Annotated in this window: 16 protein-coding genes and 1 tRNA gene; 6 read left to right on the forward strand and 11 right to left on the reverse strand. The window is 61.5% G+C overall.

Annotation, left to right across the window (positions count from 1 at the left end):
- Positions 1-5: 5 nt before the first annotated feature.
- From B9A31_RS05600 to B9A31_RS05640, 8 genes are all read right to left on the reverse strand, one after another.
- Positions 6-965: a glutathione S-transferase family protein gene (locus tag B9A31_RS05600; RefSeq protein ID WP_027615035.1), complete on the reverse strand. Its 960-nt coding sequence runs from the start codon at positions 963-965 to the stop codon at positions 6-8.
- Between the two features lie 96 nt (positions 966-1,061).
- Positions 1,062-2,063, reverse strand: a complete 1,002-nt coding sequence (locus B9A31_RS05605; RefSeq protein WP_084296728.1) for a glycosyl transferase family protein — start codon at positions 2,061-2,063, stop codon at positions 1,062-1,064.
- On the reverse strand, positions 2,060-2,395 hold the full coding sequence (locus B9A31_RS05610; RefSeq protein WP_025753665.1) for a TusE/DsrC/DsvC family sulfur relay protein: 336 nt from the start codon (positions 2,393-2,395) through the stop codon (positions 2,060-2,062). Before B9A31_RS05610 ends, B9A31_RS05605 begins: the two co-directional genes overlap by 4 nt.
- The gene (gene tusB, locus B9A31_RS05615; protein ID WP_019096733.1) at positions 2,392-2,688 is read right to left on the reverse strand and encodes a sulfurtransferase complex subunit TusB; all 297 of its coding nucleotides are present in this window, start codon (positions 2,686-2,688) and stop codon (positions 2,392-2,394) included. Before tusB ends, B9A31_RS05610 begins: the two co-directional genes overlap by 4 nt.
- Positions 2,688-3,047 (reverse strand): sulfurtransferase complex subunit TusC, encoded by a 360-nt coding sequence (gene tusC, locus B9A31_RS05620; protein ID WP_027608790.1) that lies wholly within the window; start codon positions 3,045-3,047, stop codon positions 2,688-2,690. The genes tusB and tusC overlap by 1 nt, the downstream gene beginning before the upstream one ends.
- A 1-nt stretch (position 3,048) precedes the next feature.
- Positions 3,049-3,441, reverse strand: a complete 393-nt coding sequence (tusD, locus tag B9A31_RS05625; RefSeq protein WP_084296729.1) for a sulfurtransferase complex subunit TusD — start codon at positions 3,439-3,441, stop codon at positions 3,049-3,051.
- Positions 3,442-3,537: 96 nt separating this feature from the next.
- Positions 3,538-4,917, reverse strand: a complete 1,380-nt coding sequence (locus tag B9A31_RS05630; RefSeq protein ID WP_019096736.1) for a nucleobase:cation symporter-2 family protein — start codon at positions 4,915-4,917, stop codon at positions 3,538-3,540.
- Between the two features lie 204 nt (positions 4,918-5,121).
- Positions 5,122-5,793: a Bax inhibitor-1/YccA family protein gene (locus tag B9A31_RS05640; protein ID WP_003251184.1), complete on the reverse strand. Its 672-nt coding sequence runs from the start codon at positions 5,791-5,793 to the stop codon at positions 5,122-5,124.
- A 134-nt stretch (positions 5,794-5,927) separates the two neighbouring features.
- On the opposite strand from B9A31_RS05640, the gene B9A31_RS05645 reads away from it, so the two are divergent.
- The 3 genes from B9A31_RS05645 to arfB all read left to right on the forward strand — a co-directional run bounded on the left by B9A31_RS05645 (position 5,928) and on the right by arfB (position 7,110).
- Positions 5,928-6,015, forward strand: a tRNA-Ser gene (locus B9A31_RS05645).
- A 90-nt stretch (positions 6,016-6,105) separates the two neighbouring features.
- Positions 6,106-6,354 (forward strand): entry exclusion lipoprotein TrbK, encoded by a 249-nt coding sequence (gene trbK / locus B9A31_RS05650; protein ID WP_019096737.1) that lies wholly within the window; start codon positions 6,106-6,108, stop codon positions 6,352-6,354.
- Positions 6,355-6,696: 342 nt separating this feature from the next.
- The gene (arfB, locus tag B9A31_RS05655) at positions 6,697-7,110 is read left to right on the forward strand and encodes an alternative ribosome rescue aminoacyl-tRNA hydrolase ArfB (RefSeq protein ID WP_016711483.1); all 414 of its coding nucleotides are present in this window, start codon (positions 6,697-6,699) and stop codon (positions 7,108-7,110) included.
- Positions 7,111-7,253: 143 nt separating this feature from the next.
- Here the strand turns inward: arfB and B9A31_RS05660 are convergent, their stop codons facing one another.
- Together B9A31_RS05660 and B9A31_RS05665 are read right to left on the reverse strand one after the other, a co-directional pair.
- Entirely contained in the window at positions 7,254-7,895 is a 642-nt protein-coding gene (locus B9A31_RS05660; RefSeq protein WP_084296730.1) for a 3-oxoacid CoA-transferase subunit B, read from the reverse strand.
- Positions 7,896-7,903: 8 nt separating this feature from the next.
- Positions 7,904-8,599, reverse strand: a complete 696-nt coding sequence (locus B9A31_RS05665; protein WP_026020319.1) for a 3-oxoacid CoA-transferase subunit A — start codon at positions 8,597-8,599, stop codon at positions 7,904-7,906.
- Between the two features lie 1,904 nt (positions 8,600-10,503).
- Between B9A31_RS05665 and B9A31_RS27670 the strand changes: the two genes are divergently transcribed.
- The 3 genes from B9A31_RS27670 (at position 10,504) to B9A31_RS05680 (ending at position 12,368) form a co-directional block, all read left to right on the forward strand.
- Positions 10,504-11,163: a methyl-accepting chemotaxis protein gene (locus B9A31_RS27670; RefSeq protein ID WP_371104840.1), complete on the forward strand. Its 660-nt coding sequence runs from the start codon at positions 10,504-10,506 to the stop codon at positions 11,161-11,163.
- 17 nt (positions 11,164-11,180) lie between these two features.
- The gene (locus B9A31_RS05675; RefSeq protein ID WP_016711479.1) at positions 11,181-11,360 is read left to right on the forward strand and encodes a hypothetical protein; all 180 of its coding nucleotides are present in this window, start codon (positions 11,181-11,183) and stop codon (positions 11,358-11,360) included.
- 117 nt (positions 11,361-11,477) lie between these two features.
- Positions 11,478-12,368 carry a LysR substrate-binding domain-containing protein gene (locus B9A31_RS05680; protein WP_025753674.1) on the forward strand — a complete coding sequence of 297 codons (891 nt, stop codon included), beginning with the start codon at positions 11,478-11,480 and terminating at the stop codon, positions 12,366-12,368.
- A 53-nt stretch (positions 12,369-12,421) separates the two neighbouring features.
- On the opposite strand, the gene B9A31_RS05685 is transcribed toward B9A31_RS05680, so the two are convergent.
- Positions 12,422-13,642 carry an amidohydrolase family protein gene (locus B9A31_RS05685; protein WP_019096742.1) on the reverse strand — a complete coding sequence of 407 codons (1,221 nt, stop codon included), beginning with the start codon at positions 13,640-13,642 and terminating at the stop codon, positions 12,422-12,424.
- Positions 13,643-13,758: the final 116 nt, after the last annotated feature.

Here is a 13,758-nt window from a genome sequence, read left to right on the forward strand (position 1 = left end):
CTATCTTAAGCCTGCCAAATCCCTTTACCTGCCAACCGCTCCCGATCATGTGCCAGGCTGAAGTCTTGCAACGGCCCTTTGGGCACGATCCCGGTCGGGTTGATGGTCTTGTGGCTCATGTAATAGTGCTTCTGGATATGCTCCATATCCACCGTGCCCGCCACCCCAGGCCACTGATACAGCTCGCGAAGCCAGTTCGACAGGTTGTGATAGTCGCTCAGACGGCGCAGGTTGCACTTGAAGTGCCCGTGGTACACGGCATCGAAGCGCACCAGCGTGGTAAACAGGCGCACATCGGCTTCGGTCAGGTATTCACCTGCCAGGTAGCGATTGCGGCTTAGCACGTCTTCCAGATAGTCCAGCTCATTGAACACATCGTCGAACGCCGCTTCGTACGCCTCCTGCGTGGTGGCAAAGCCTGCACGGTACACGCCGTTGTTCACGGCCGGGTAGATGCGCTCGTTAAGCGCCTCGATGGTTGGGCGCAGCGGTTCGGGGTACAGGTCCAGTGTATTGCCGGTCAGCTCGTTGAACGCGCTGTTGAAGATGCGGATGATTTCCGACGATTCATTGTTGACGATGCGCTTCTCTTTCTTGTCCCACAGCACGGGTACAGTCACGCGGCCGGTGTAGTGCGGGTCATCCTGGGTGTAGCGCTGGTGCAGGTACTGTAAGGCGTCGAGGTGGTCGCCCGTGGAGCCTTGCTGCACATCGAAGGTCCAGCCGTGATCCTGCATCAGCCAACTCACTACCGACACATCGAGCAAGGGCTCCAGGCCTTTGAGGGCGCGGACAATCAGGGTGCGGTGGGCCCATGGGCAGGCCAGCGAGACGTACAGGTGGTAGCGGCCGGCCTCAGGGGCGGGCAGTTGGTTACGGCGTTGGGCGTTTTCGCGTTTGAACGTGCCGTCCTTGCCGTTTTCATACCACTGATCATGCCAGCGGCCGTCGATCAAAAGGCCCATGAGTGAGCTCCTCGGAACAAAGGTGTTTGTCGTTGGAGCCCAGTCTAGGCCAAATCGTTCGAATAAATAGCGCAAATAACCGGGGGTTATGATCGGTTAAATCGATTTGTTGCGTGTCTCCCAATAGCCTTGGGCGGTTGTGAAGGCCTGCTCGCGGTCCTGCCCCAGGCCACGCAGGGCCAGGGCCATGGTGGCGATCAGGGCCTTCTCGCCATAACTGTCTTCAACTTCGCCCCGCCAGAACGCCAGCAAGTGTTCGGCTTGCAGGCTGGCCGGCTTCACATGGCGGCGTTCGCTCAGCGCTGGCCACTCTTCGTCCCACGCTTCGCCTGCCGTGGTGCCGTACAGGTGGCTGATGACATCGGGGTTTACTTCGATCTCGCCGCCATCGCCCTTGATTACCACCGCATGGTCGCCCAGCAGGCGGCTAGCCTCGCGGTGCACGGCCTGGTAGCCGGGGTGGAAGATACTTTGCAGGCCACAGCGTGCGCCCAGCGGGTTAAGCACACGCGCCAGTGAGTGGATGGGTGAGCGCAGGCCGAGGGTGTTGCGCAGGTCGATCATGCGCTGCAATTGCGGCGCCCAGTCGTGCAGCGGGAAAAACGCCAGCTGATGCTGGTCGAGGGTGCTGCCGACAGCGGCCCAGTTGCGGCACAGCGGGATTTGCAGCAGGTCGAGCAGTTGCTCGGTGTACATGCGCCCGGCGGTGTGTGCGCCGCCACCGTGCATCAGGATGCGCACGCCGTTGCCGGCCAGGCATTTGGCCGCCAGCAGGTACCAGGGCAGGTGGCGCTTTTTGCCGGCGTAGGTGGGCCAGTCCAGGTCTACCGCAATGTTCGGCGCGTGCAGGTGAGCGCGTAGCGCTTCGGTGAAGCCCGCCAGCTCTTCGGCGCTTTCTTCCTTGTGGCGCAGCAGCATCAGGAAGGCACCCAGCTGGGTGTCTTCGACCTTGCCTTCCAGCAACAGGGTCATGGCCGCGCGGGCTTCTTCACGGGTCAGGCCACGCGCGCCGCGTTTGCCTTTGCCGAGAATGCGCACGAATTCGGCGAACGGGTGTTCGGCCGGGGTTACCAGGGTAAGTGGGCGAGGTTCGTTCATATGCAATTGGTCGGCTTGGGCAGGCCCGCCAGCTTGGCGGCAAGTTTGGCGGGGGTGCCGTTGAACAGGCGATTCAGGTGGGGGCTGTTGCCCTTTTCCGGGCCCAGCTTCAGGGCTGTGTACTTGATCAGCGGGCGTGTGGCTGGAGACAGCTGGTACTCCTGGTAGAACTGGCGCAGTAGTTCGAGGATTTCCCAGTGGTCAGCGGTCAACGGGATGCCCTCGCGCTCGGCCAAGGCCTCGGCGGCAGCGTGGGACCAGTCTTGCAGGTCGACCAGGAAGCCGTCCTTGTCCAGGGCGATCGCTCGATCGCCGATGATGAGGTTATTCATAGCCAGCTGTTGACCTTGTCGTAGTGCAGCGACAGTTCGACGAACCCGGCGTAGTCCACGGACTTGGCCAGGTCGTTGCCGACTGCGCGGGCCTGCACGTCTTCTTCCAGGGCGTACAGGCGCTGGGCCAGGCCGGCAGCTTGCAGCAGGTGGTGCGGCTCGCTGCCGCTGCGCAAGGCATACACCGCATCGCCGCACAGCAGCAGCGCGTCGTCGGCACCGAGCAGGCGCAGGCAGCTGGCCAGGCGCTCGTCGCCGAACGGGGAGTGGGCAATTACATGCAGGGTCGTCATCAGAGCGTTACCACCTGGTCGAAACGGGCGATCAGCGCGGTTAGCGCTGCGTCATCGAGCACTTGCACCGGCAGCTTCAGGGCGTCGGCTGCCAGGCCTCGGCGGGTGAGGCTGTGACTACAAGCGAACAACTCTTCAACGCCAAACATGGGGAGTGCTTGCAGGTTGGCGGCAAGGTTCTTCTGCTGCACGGCGGTGGGTTGCTGGTCTAGGGCGAGCTGGAAAACGCCATCGTCGAGGAACAGCATGCCCAGCGGCAAGTCGAACGCGCCGCCGGCGAGAGCGATGTCCAGCGCTTCGCGGGCGGATGGGCCGTTCCACGGTGCCTGACGGCTGATGATCAGTAGAGATTTGGCCATTTCAGTCGCCTCCGAAGCAGACAAGGCGGTCGGCAACTTGCGCGGCCTCATGCAATTGGCCAAGCCCAGACAATTCCCAGGGTTTGGGCAGGTTCACGGCCGGGCGCTGGTAGCGGTTGGCCTCGGCCTCGTCGAGCACGCCACGGCGCAGGGCGGCAGCGATACACACCACGGCGTCCAGTTGGTGAGCCTCGATGAAGGCGCGCCACTGGCCCGCCACATCCAGTTCGTCCTGGGGCGCGACCACGTTGGCCGAGGCACTGTGCACCCCGTCCTGATAGAAGAACAACCGGGCAATCTCATGCCCGCTGGTCAGTACCGCCTCGGCATAGCGCAAGGCGCGCCGCGAGGAAGGCGCATGGGCCGGAGAGAACACCGCGATAGCGAATTTCATGGGTAACTCGTGCAAAGGAATGGTGCCATGATAAAACAAAAAAGCCCGCGCCCGCTTGTGCATGGCGGGGCGGGCTTTCTGTCAGGGCTGAAAGGCTCAGGCGTGTTCCTTGCTCTCCGGCAGGAACCAGTTCAATACCAGGGCACAGATACCGCCCGTGGCTACACCCGACTCCAGCACATTGCGGATCGCCGCCGGCATATGCGCCAGGAATTCCGGCACCTGTGCCACACCCAGGCCCAAGGCCAGCGAAACCGCAATAATCAGCAGTGCGCGGCGGTCCAGCCGAGTGCTAGCCAGAATATTGATCCCCGAAGCCGCAACTGCACCGAACATCACCATGGCCGCCCCACCCAGCACCGGCTCCGGCACCGCCTGAATCACCCCGGCAACGCTCGGGAACAGGCCCAGCAGTACCAGCATCACGGCAATCCAGATACCGATATGGCGGCTGGCAATACCGGTCAGCTGAATCACGCCGTTGTTCTGCGCAAAGATCGAGCTGGGGAAGGTGTTGAACAGGCCAGCCAGCAGTGAGTTGGCCCCGTTGACCAGCACGCCGCCCTTGATCCGCTGCATCCACACCGGCCCTTCGACCGGCTGGTGCGACACCTTGCTGGTGGCGGTAACGTCACCGATGGCTTCCAGCGACGTCACCAGGTAAATCACCAGCATTGGAATGAACAGCGCCCACGAGAAGCCCAAACCAAAGTGCAGTGGCGTAGGCACCTGGAACAGCGCGGCTTCATGCATGCCAGTGAAGTCCAGGCGGCCCATGTAACCGGCCAACGCATAACCAACCGCCAAGGCGATGACGATGGCGCAGCTGCGCATCCACACCACCGGGACTCGGTTGAGGATCACGATAATCGCCAGTACCACGCCCGACAGCAGCAGGTTATCGCCATTGGCGAAGGTGCCGTTGGCCATGGCGCCAAAACCGCCACCCATGCTGATCAGGCCGACCTTGATTAGCGTCAGGCCGATCATCAACACCACGATGCCGGTCACCAACGGGGTGATAAGACGCTTTACGAAGGGCAGGATGCGCGAAACGCCCATCTCCACGAACGAGCCTGCGATCACCACGCCGAAGATAGCCGCCATCACGCCTTCTACCGGCGTGCCTTGCTTGACCATCAGCGCACCGCCAGCAATCAGCGGCCCGACGAAGTTGAAGCTGGTGCCCTGAACAATCAGCAGCCCGGCGCCGAACGGCCCGAAGCGCTTGCACTGGACGAAGGTGGCAATCCCCGAGATCACCAGCGACATGGAAACGATCAGGTTGGTATCACGCGCCGAAACACCCAGCGCCTGGCAGATCAGCAGGCCAGGGGTCACGATCGGCACGATGATCGCCAGCAGGTGCTGCAGGGCCGCCAGCAGGCCGATCACCAGCCGTGGCTTGTCTTCTAGGCCAAGCACCAGTTCGTTGGCAGGCGCCGCCGCGCCTGGGCTGTGTTCGTGTGAGCTCATTGCTGGAAGCTGCCCCGGAAGAAAAAAGGAGCGCATTCTAAGGGGTGATGGCGGATTGCGGTAGAGAAAAGCACGATGGCGGCATGATCGGCGACCATACGTCTAATTATCTGACTTTTTGGTCAGTTATTGGTTGTGCTTTCCGGGGCTTGGTAGCGCCCACAAAAAAGCCCGCCGAAGCGGGCTTTCTCGCACATTCATCAATCAGTCATCACGGCCCATGATGCCGAACAGCTGCAGCAGGCTGACAAACAGGTTGTAGATCGACACATACAGGCTGATGGTCGCCATGATGTAGTTACGCTCGCCACCATGAATGATCGCGCTGGTCTGGAACAGGATGCACACCGACGAGAACAGCACGAAGCCAGCGCTGATCGCCAGTTGCAGGCCGCTGATCTGGAAGAAGAAGCTGGCCACGACAGCACCCAGCAGAACGAAGAAGCCAGCAGTGATGAAGCCACTGAGGAAGCTCATGTCCTTGCGGGTGATCAGCACATAGGCCGACAGACCACCAAACACCAGCGCAGTCATGGCAAACGCGGAGCTGACCACTTCAGCGCCACCGGCCATGCCCAGGTAGCGGTTGAGGATCGGGCCGAGGATGAAGCCCATGAAGCCGGTGAGAGCAAAGGTAGACACCAGGCCCCAGGCCGAATCACGCAGTTTGTTGGTGAGGAAGAACAGCCCGTAGAAGCCGATCAGCACCACGAACACGTTCGGGTAGCCGACGCGCATCTGCTGGGCGACGAAGGCCATGACACCGCTGAAGGCGAGGGTAAGTGCCAGCAGGCTGTACGTGTTGCGCAGGACCTTGCTGATCTCCTGCTGCTCGACCTGCTGGCCGTGGTGTACGGCGTAATCCTGTTCGCGCATGGCGACACTCCTTGGTAAAACCTGTGGTTTCGAACGTTCAGATGCTAGGAGTCTATCAGAGCTCCCGCAACCCGCGACACAGAGAGTTTGACAGCGTGTTTCATTACGGTATTATGGCGGCCGCAAAACGAGCTGGAAGCGTGGCCGAGTGGTTTAAGGCAACGGTCTTGAAAACCGTCGATGGGCAACTATCCTAGAGTTCGAATCTCTACGCTTCCGCCATATTCAAAGCCCTGATTATTCAGGGCTTTTTGCGTTTTTGGGGCCTGTAAAAAGGGCCTATGGAACAGGTCAATTCAAAGGAGTGAGTGGATGTACGTCGTGTCGTTTACCCGTTTGGTTGCAGCCCTTGGCATGATGATGAGCCTGGGGGCAGTTGCAGAAGACAGGGTGCCCGAGCCCAATAAAGCCAATTGCTCGGGTGAAACCTATGAGCAGATCCTGGCCAGCCTTTCCAAGGAATGGGACCGCAATGAGTTCATCGCGAACTGCAAGAGCTTCCATGCAGCCAGAAAGATGACCGAATGGAAGTTCGAAAAAAGTCCGCCTGACGACTTTTAAGTCGAGAGAAGCCCTGAGTTCATCAGGGTTTTCGCGTTATGGCTTGCGCAAAATCACATCAATTCGATGCCAGTTGACCGTTCCGGAATCGATGACCATGACTGGTTCGGTACCTTTCCATCCGTGTATGGCGCAAACCGTAATGCCAGAGGGTAGTAAATTGACGGGGCCCGATTGGTGGCTTGATTGTTTCCACGGGTTACCGGCCTGGTTACGAAAACCTCACCAGTGCTGGTACAGTCTCTGTGTAGGCTGTGCCTCCTCACAAATCCTGTCATTCGCACTCGGAAGCCGCTGTTCCTGAATCGTCTGGAGCATGGGTGGAATTACAAGGGCCATGTCATGCTGACCATCTCCAACAACGTGCATCTGCCGGATGCCGAAATCGAGCTGACCTACATCCGTGCGCAAGGCGCGGGTGGGCAGAATGTCAACAAGGTGTCCAGCGCCGTGCACCTGCGCTTCGACATCCCGGCCTCATCGTTGCCCGAGTTTTACAAAGAGCGGCTGCTGGCGCTGCGTGACAGTCGCATCACCGGTGACGGCGTGTTGATCATCAAGGCCCAGCAATACCGCACGCAGGAGCAGAACCGTGCTGACGCATTGGCGCGTCTTGCCGAGTTGGTCATCGCTGCCGGCAAGACCGAGAAGAAACGCCGCCCCACCAAGCCGACCCTCGGCTCGAAGACCCGCCGCCTTGAAGGCAAAGCCAGGCGGAGCACCGTCAAGGCGGGGCGGGGCAAGGTGGAGTTTTAGTGCGGGTGGTGGAACGTTGCTGGCAAGTGTCGGTATCGCCTGAGTGAACAATGACAGTGGCTGTTGGTTGGGGCCATGGGGCTGCTAGGCAGCCCATCGCAGGCAAGCCACCGAGATTGCGTCTTGCCAGAAGGTTTCGCCGATCACTTGATCAGCGGCACACCACTCAACGCCTGCAACTCGTCAAAGTCGATATCCGCACAGATCTCGACCACTTTCAGCCCTTCTGGCGTCACTTCCAGCACAGCCAAATCGGTGTAGATGCGGCTCACGCAACCAATACCCGTCAGCGGATAAGTGCACTCAGGTACCAGCTTGCTTTCGCCGCTCTTGGTCAGGTGGTCCATCATCACGAATACCTGGCGGGCGCCGGTGGCCAGGTCCATTGCGCCGCCTACGGCCGGGATCGAACCTTCGGCACCGGTGTGCCAGTTGGCCAGGTCGCCCTTCACCGACACCTGGAAGGCGCCCAGTACGGCGATGTCCAGGTGGCCGCCGCGCATCATCGAGAACGAGTCGGCATGGTGGAAGAAGGCACCGCCAGTCAGCAGGGTCACGTGCTGCTTGCCGGCGTTGATCAGGTCATCGTCTTCCTCGCCCGGCGCCGGGCTTGGGCCCATGCCCAGCAGGCCGTTTTCACTGTGCAGGAACACTTCCTTGTCGCCCAGGTAGTTGGCCACCAGGGTGGGTGCGCCAATGCCCAAGTTGACGTAGGCACCTTCCTGAATGTCTGCGGCCACGCGTTGGGCCATCTCGGTGCGGGAGAGCTTTTTGGTGATGGTCATGGCAGGCCTCAGACAGCGTTGGCGATCGAAGAAGCGGCAGCACCGGTAACGGCGACCACGCGCTGGACGAAGATACCCGGAGTGATGATGTGTTCCGGGTCCAGTTCACCGAGTTCGACAACCTGGTCGACCTGGGCGATGGCGGTCTTGGCGGCCATGGCCATGATCGGGCCGAAGTTGCGGGCGGCCTTGCGGTAGGTCAGGTTGCCCCAGCGGTCGCCCTTGTGCGCCTTGATCAGCGCGAAGTCGGCGTGCAGCGGCATTTCCAGCACGTACATGCGGCCGTCGATTTCACGGGTTTCCTTGCCTTCGGCCAGCAGGGTGCCGTAGCCGGTCGGCGAGAAGAACGCACCGATGCCCGAACCCGCTGCGCGGATGCGCTCGGCCAGGTTGCCTTGCGGCACCACTTCCAGCTCGATCTTGCCGGCGCGGTACAGTTCGTCGAACACGTAGGAGTCGGACTGGCGCGGGAACGAGCAGACCACCTTGCGCACGCTGCCCGCCATGAGCAGGGCGGCCAGGCCGATCTCGCCGTTACCGGCGTTGTTGCTGATGATGGTCAGGTCGCGGGCACCGGTGGCGATCAGGCCGTCGATCAGCTCGGACGGCATGCCCGCCGTGCCAAAGCCACCGACCATGATGGTCGAACCGTCGGTAATCCCTTCCACCGCGCTGGCGATGGACTCGTACGTTTTATTGATCAAGGCGAGCTCCTGGTTGTTCCTGGAGTTGTGGTTGTCGGGCTGGCCGGAGCGCATGACGCGATGGGGCCTGTCAGCGCTTGAAATGACTTGCTGACTTTCGCTATAGCGTGCCGCAAGATAGGGCAACAGTAGAGGGGGTTTGGCTGAATTTGTGCGATTATCGAACTGTTGTGCGATGTGCGAGCAGTTTCGGAAACTATTTGCCCCACTAAAATTGAACGTGTTATCCCTTTGTTGTTGCCCCTCGCTGGTGCGCTCTGCGCTTCTCTGCCACGGTTCTGCACTGATCAAGTGCAAACAGCTCGCGAAATCACCGAATAATCACCCCAGCCGCGTTGGCGTGCGACTTGCTATCAAATTGCCATTCGATGTCGCGTATGGTGAAAATAATGTCGCTTTCCAGTGGTTCGATGCAGTTGTCGTCGCGTGAGAAGGGCTGGCTGCCGTGGTTTGGTAAAACCGGCGAATTCAGCATGGGCTGGGCGTGCCGCCTTAACCGGGCCAGTTACCCGCAGCTCGAGCAAACCTTCGAAGCCATCGCCCACACCCGTGTGCAGTTGCTGCATGAGTGGGCGTGCGAGCAGTGGGAGCATCTGGCCGAGCTGGCCGATCAACTGGCGCCCGGGCTCGCTCAAGTCGATAGCGCGATGTTGCGCAGCACGCTGGCCCAGGCCGAGGACTTTTCCGAACTGTTTGTCGTCGATGCCCACGGCACTGTCATCGCTTCGACCTGGCCCCAGCGTGGCACGCCGCGTATCGAGCATATGTCAGCCCTGGCACAAGGGCTGAAAGCCCCCTTCCTGCACGGGCCCTACAGCGACCCACTGACCTTGCAGATCGGCCCGTCATCCTCGCGCTTTCACGACGAAGTCACGCTGATGTTCTACCAGCCCCTCAGGTACGCGGGCAAAGTGCTCGGTTGCCTGTGCGGCCGGGTGCCCAACGACGTGCTGGGCGATCTGATCCAGCGCGAGGCCGGGCATATTTACCCCGAGTCGGGTGACAACTACCTGTTCATGGCGCAATCGCGCTTCGACCTTGCCATTCAGCCTGGCACCGCGCTGTCCCGCTCGCGGTTCGAAGACGCCACCTTCACCCATGGCGAAAACCTCAAAAGCGGCGTGCGCACGCCCTGGACCACGGTGCAGGTGCAGCGCCATACCGAACTGGAACTGCGCTTCACCGACCCCTCCACGCGGGAACTGCACCCTGGCGTAAGGGAGACGATAAGGCGTGGTGAAAACCTGTTCGTGACCTACCCCGGTTATTCGGATTATCGCCACGTGCCGGTGGTGGGCAAGGGCGTAACGTTCCAGTTGCCGGGCTCACCCGACCGCTGGGGCATGATGTGCGAGGCAGACCTGGAGGAGGTCTACCGCAGGCGCTCGCTGAGCTACGGTTTGATGAAGCCCTATGTGGCGATCATGGCGGGCCTGTTCGGCTGCAACTACCTGGTGCAGCACTGTGCAGGCCTGCCGCAAGGGCTGAACGACGCGATCGAGGCCGCGAGCATGCTCGGCGCCACGTTGCTGTTCGGTGTGCTCGGGCCCAAGCGCCTGGCGGCCAGGCTGAATGGCATGAGCGGCGTGCTGCGCACCATCGCCGAGGGAGAAGGCAACCTGCGCCAGCGCCTGGACACCAGCACCTTGGCCAACGACGAAAGCGGCGACATGGCGCGCTGGATCAACAGCTTCATCGACCGCCTGGACGCGGTGGTGGGGCAGGTGGTCAAGGCCAGCCGTACCGTCGGCAGCACCAACCAGATGATGCTCGGGCGCAGCCAGGAAGCCAGCGTGAGCTCCGCCGATGTGGCCGACGCCGTGCACCAGATGATGATCATCATGGAAGAGCAGCTTGGCGAGTTGCAGCAGGCTTCGGTCAGTGCCGAGCAGATGAAGCAGGCCATGGACGAAGTGGTCAGCCGCGCGCGCGAGCAGTACCTGGCGGTGCAGGCGGGCACGCAGTCGATCCGCGATGTGGTGGCGCGCTCGTCGTCCAGTGTGCAGCGGCTCGACAGCCGCATGGTCGAGATCGACAACATTACCGGGTTGATCAGCGAAATCACCAACCAGACCAACCTGCTGGCGCTCAATGCCGCCATCGAGGCGGCGCGCGCCGGGGAGCATGGCCGTGGCTTTGCAGTGGTGGCCGACGAAGTGCGTAGCCTGGCCGCGCGTACCTCGCGTGCCGCCGACGATATTCGCCATATGGTCGAAAGCCTGCAGGGCGAAACCCGTCAGGCCGTAAGCTTCATGGAGCAGGGCGTGCAGGACGTCGACAACAGTCTGCGCCTCGCCGAGGACGCCTCTTCGGAAAATGTGCAACTGCACCAGGCGGTGGAGGGCATGTTCGCCATCATCCAGCAGCTCAACCGGCGCAGTGTGGAATACGGCAAGACCATCGACCAGGTCAACCAGTCCTCCAGCGAGATGCGCCAGACAGCAGTGGTGCTGCAGAGCAGTGCGCAGAAGGTGAAAGTGGATGCCGGCAAGTTGCAGAAGCTGGTGGGGCAGTTCGAAGTCAGCGATGATGGCGCACGGGGCGCTGTCCCGATCTCTGCTTAGTACACCTGGAAGACTACATGAACAAACTGATCCTCCCTGTCGCCATCTTCGTAAGCGTAATTGCCGCTGGGAAGGCATCCGAGCACTTCGGCCTGGAAGGGGGCTGGAAAATAGGCGTGTTGTGTCTGGTGGCAGGTGCTGTTCAAATCGTGGTGACGCGTTTTCAACGCGCACCCCGCAAAAACGCTCAATCGTAAGCCCTGGACATCACTCGTGCGCACGCACAAAGCGCACCTCGCATCAGGGCAATGCCTAATGCACGCCTGCTTCAGGCATCATGCAGCAAGCCCCATTCCAAAAGCTGAACCCGCCAAATGTCAGAATCCACCAACCCTAATCGCGCCATCTACGACCTGGACATGCTCCGCACCGTGGTCATGGTGGCCGACTGCGGCAGTTTCACCACCGCCGCAGCCCGCCTGCATTCCACCCAGTCCACGGTCAGCCAGAAGGTGCGCCGGCTGGAGGAACTGGTCGGCCAGCAACTGCTAGACCGCAGCAACCGCGAAGTGCACCCGACCGACGCCGGTGAAACCCTGCTGCGTTACGCACGGCATTTGCTGGCGGTGAGTAATCAGCTGACCGAGGCCATGTCGGGCGGGGTGACGGTGACCGTGCGGATCGGCCTGCCGGACGATTTTGTCGCGGGCAAGACGATGCAGGCGCTGGCAGCATTCAACCGGCGCAACCCGACGGTGAAGCTGGAGATTACCGGTGGGTTGAGCCGCGATTTGATGAGCACCTACGACCGTGGCGAGCTGGACCTGGTGTTGATCAAGCAGCGGCGCCACAGCCGCGAGGCGAATGCCTGCCAGCCGGAGCGCATCGAGTGGATCGACAGCGCGCAGTACCCGTGTTTTGCCCAGGACCCGATTCCGCTGGTGACCTTTCCGCCACGCGGGTTGTACCGGGATGACATGATCAGTGCGGTCGAGGCCATGGGGCGCAGTTGGCGCATTGCATTCACCAGTTCGAGCCTGGCAGGGATTCAGGAGGCGGTGGCCAATGGGCTGGGGGTGAGCCTGTTGCCATCGCGGGTGGTGACGGCGGGGCATCGGGTGCTGGGGGTGGAAGAAGGGTTCAAGCCGATCAAAGTGTTTGAGGCGGCGATTTTTCATCGGCCTACGGCGGATCCGATGGTTATGGCGTTGGCCGAAATTCTGATAGGTATTTTGCGGGCAGAAGCAGAGGAAATCTTGGTCTAGTGGCTGTCAGTCAGGGCCATGGGGCTGCATGGCAGCCCCAGGATTTTTGCCTGTCAGTGGCGGCGCAGTTCGGCAGCAAACTGCGCAGCCTCCAACTGCAACTGCGCAGGCCCGCCCCAGAACGCCCCGTGGCGCACGATCACCCGCTCATGAATGGCAGCCGCCACCGCCGCAGCGGCATTCGGTGCCTTGAACAGGATGAAGCTGGCTTCATTGCCCACCTTCAAGCCGTAGTCCTGTTTACCCATCACGCCGGCACCCGCCTCGGTCGCCATGTGCAACGCTACCCGCAGTTCCTCGTCGGTGTTGAAGCCTGAGCGGTAGCTGACCAGCATGGCCCGTTGCAGCATGTCGCCGTTGCCGTAGGGCCACCAGGCATCCTGGATGTTGTCGTTGCCGGTAAACACCCGCACGCCGCCGTTACGCAGGCGCAGGACGGGGGGAAAAGCATGCTCGCCGGGGGCGTTGGTCATGATGGAAATGCCGGCGCCAGCCAGCACTTCGGCGGTGCGGTCGACCACGGCATCGGATACGTCGCCCAGCCCATAGGCGTGGCTGACCGCCACCAGGCCTTGCATGCCCAGTGCCTGGGTGCGGGCAGCGATGCGTTCGAGTTGGGCGATACAGATATCGCCAGGCTCATGCAGGTGGATGTCGACCTTCACCCCATGTCGGTCGGCGATGCCGAACACGATGTCGAGCTGGCCATCGGCATCGCCATCAAGGGTGGTCGGGTCGATGCCGCCGACCACCTGCACGCCTTCGCGGATGGCCGCTTCCATCACTTCAGCAGTGCCGGGGCAGGTCACCACGCCGGCCTGGGGGAAGGCCACCAGTTGGATGTCGATCAGGTCTTTCCACATGTCCCGGGCTTCGAGCATGGCATGCAGGTTGGTAAGGCCGGTGGTGGCGTCCACGTCCACATGGCAACGCATGGCCAGGGTGCCAAACGAGGCTGCCTGGCGCATCAGCGCATCGGCGCGCTCGACGATGGGCGGGGCGCTGGCCAGTTCGCGTTTTTCCACGGCCAGGCGTTCGCGCAGGCTGGCCACGGGTTGGTGCGGGTGCCAGCGGTCACCGACGAAGCTTTTATCCAGGTGGATGTGGCCATCGACAAAGCCCGGCAGCGCCAGCAGGCCTTCGAGGTCGATGGTTTCGCGGGCGGGCGTGCTGGCGCGTTGCGGGCCGATGTGGCTGATGCGGCCATTGCTTACGGCAATGTTCAGAGGCAGGCCATCGGCGTCGATGGCGTTGATGAACTCACGGTCGTTCATGGTTGGGCCTTTTTTACTAACGGCTTGGGTGACGTACCACGGTAGGGCGGATGCGGGCATGTCTCCAATTAATTATCAGGATCGACAGCAGTGCGTTTCTGGATACAGGCAGTGGA

The sequence above is a fragment of the Pseudomonas sp. URIL14HWK12:I5 genome (genome assembly GCF_900176445.1).
Lineage (GTDB): Bacteria > Pseudomonadota > Gammaproteobacteria > Pseudomonadales > Pseudomonadaceae > Aquipseudomonas > Aquipseudomonas monteilii.

Excerpts from the sequence above, each read along its gene's own strand:
- B9A31_RS05600 (WP_027615035.1), bottom strand. The coding sequence starts at position 965 with ATGGGCCTTTTGATCGACGGCCGCTGGCATGATCAGTGGTATGAAAAC.
- B9A31_RS05605 (WP_084296728.1), bottom strand. The coding sequence starts at position 2,063 with ATGAACGAACCTCGCCCACTTACCCTGGTAACCCCGGCCGAACACCCG.
- B9A31_RS05610 (WP_025753665.1), bottom strand. The coding sequence starts at position 2,395 with ATGAATAACCTCATCATCGGCGATCGAGCGATCGCCCTGGACAAGGAC.
- tusB (WP_019096733.1), bottom strand. The coding sequence starts at position 2,688 with ATGACGACCCTGCATGTAATTGCCCACTCCCCGTTCGGCGACGAGCGC.
- tusC (WP_027608790.1), bottom strand. The coding sequence starts at position 3,047 with ATGGCCAAATCTCTACTGATCATCAGCCGTCAGGCACCGTGGAACGGC.
- tusD (WP_084296729.1), bottom strand. The coding sequence starts at position 3,441 with ATGAAATTCGCTATCGCGGTGTTCTCTCCGGCCCATGCGCCTTCCTCG.
- B9A31_RS05630 (WP_019096736.1), bottom strand. The coding sequence starts at position 4,917 with ATGAGCTCACACGAACACAGCCCAGGCGCGGCGGCGCCTGCCAACGAA.
- B9A31_RS05640 (WP_003251184.1), bottom strand. The coding sequence starts at position 5,793 with ATGCGCGAACAGGATTACGCCGTACACCACGGCCAGCAGGTCGAGCAG.
- trbK (WP_019096737.1), top strand. The coding sequence starts at position 6,106 with ATGTACGTCGTGTCGTTTACCCGTTTGGTTGCAGCCCTTGGCATGATG.
- arfB (WP_016711483.1), top strand. The coding sequence starts at position 6,697 with ATGCTGACCATCTCCAACAACGTGCATCTGCCGGATGCCGAAATCGAG.
- B9A31_RS05660 (WP_084296730.1), bottom strand. The coding sequence starts at position 7,895 with ATGACCATCACCAAAAAGCTCTCCCGCACCGAGATGGCCCAACGCGTG.
- B9A31_RS27670 (WP_371104840.1), top strand. The coding sequence starts at position 10,504 with ATGGACGAAGTGGTCAGCCGCGCGCGCGAGCAGTACCTGGCGGTGCAG.
- B9A31_RS05675 (WP_016711479.1), top strand. The coding sequence starts at position 11,181 with ATGAACAAACTGATCCTCCCTGTCGCCATCTTCGTAAGCGTAATTGCC.
- B9A31_RS05680 (WP_025753674.1), top strand. The coding sequence starts at position 11,478 with ATGTCAGAATCCACCAACCCTAATCGCGCCATCTACGACCTGGACATG.
- B9A31_RS05685 (WP_019096742.1), bottom strand. The coding sequence starts at position 13,642 with ATGAACGACCGTGAGTTCATCAACGCCATCGACGCCGATGGCCTGCCT.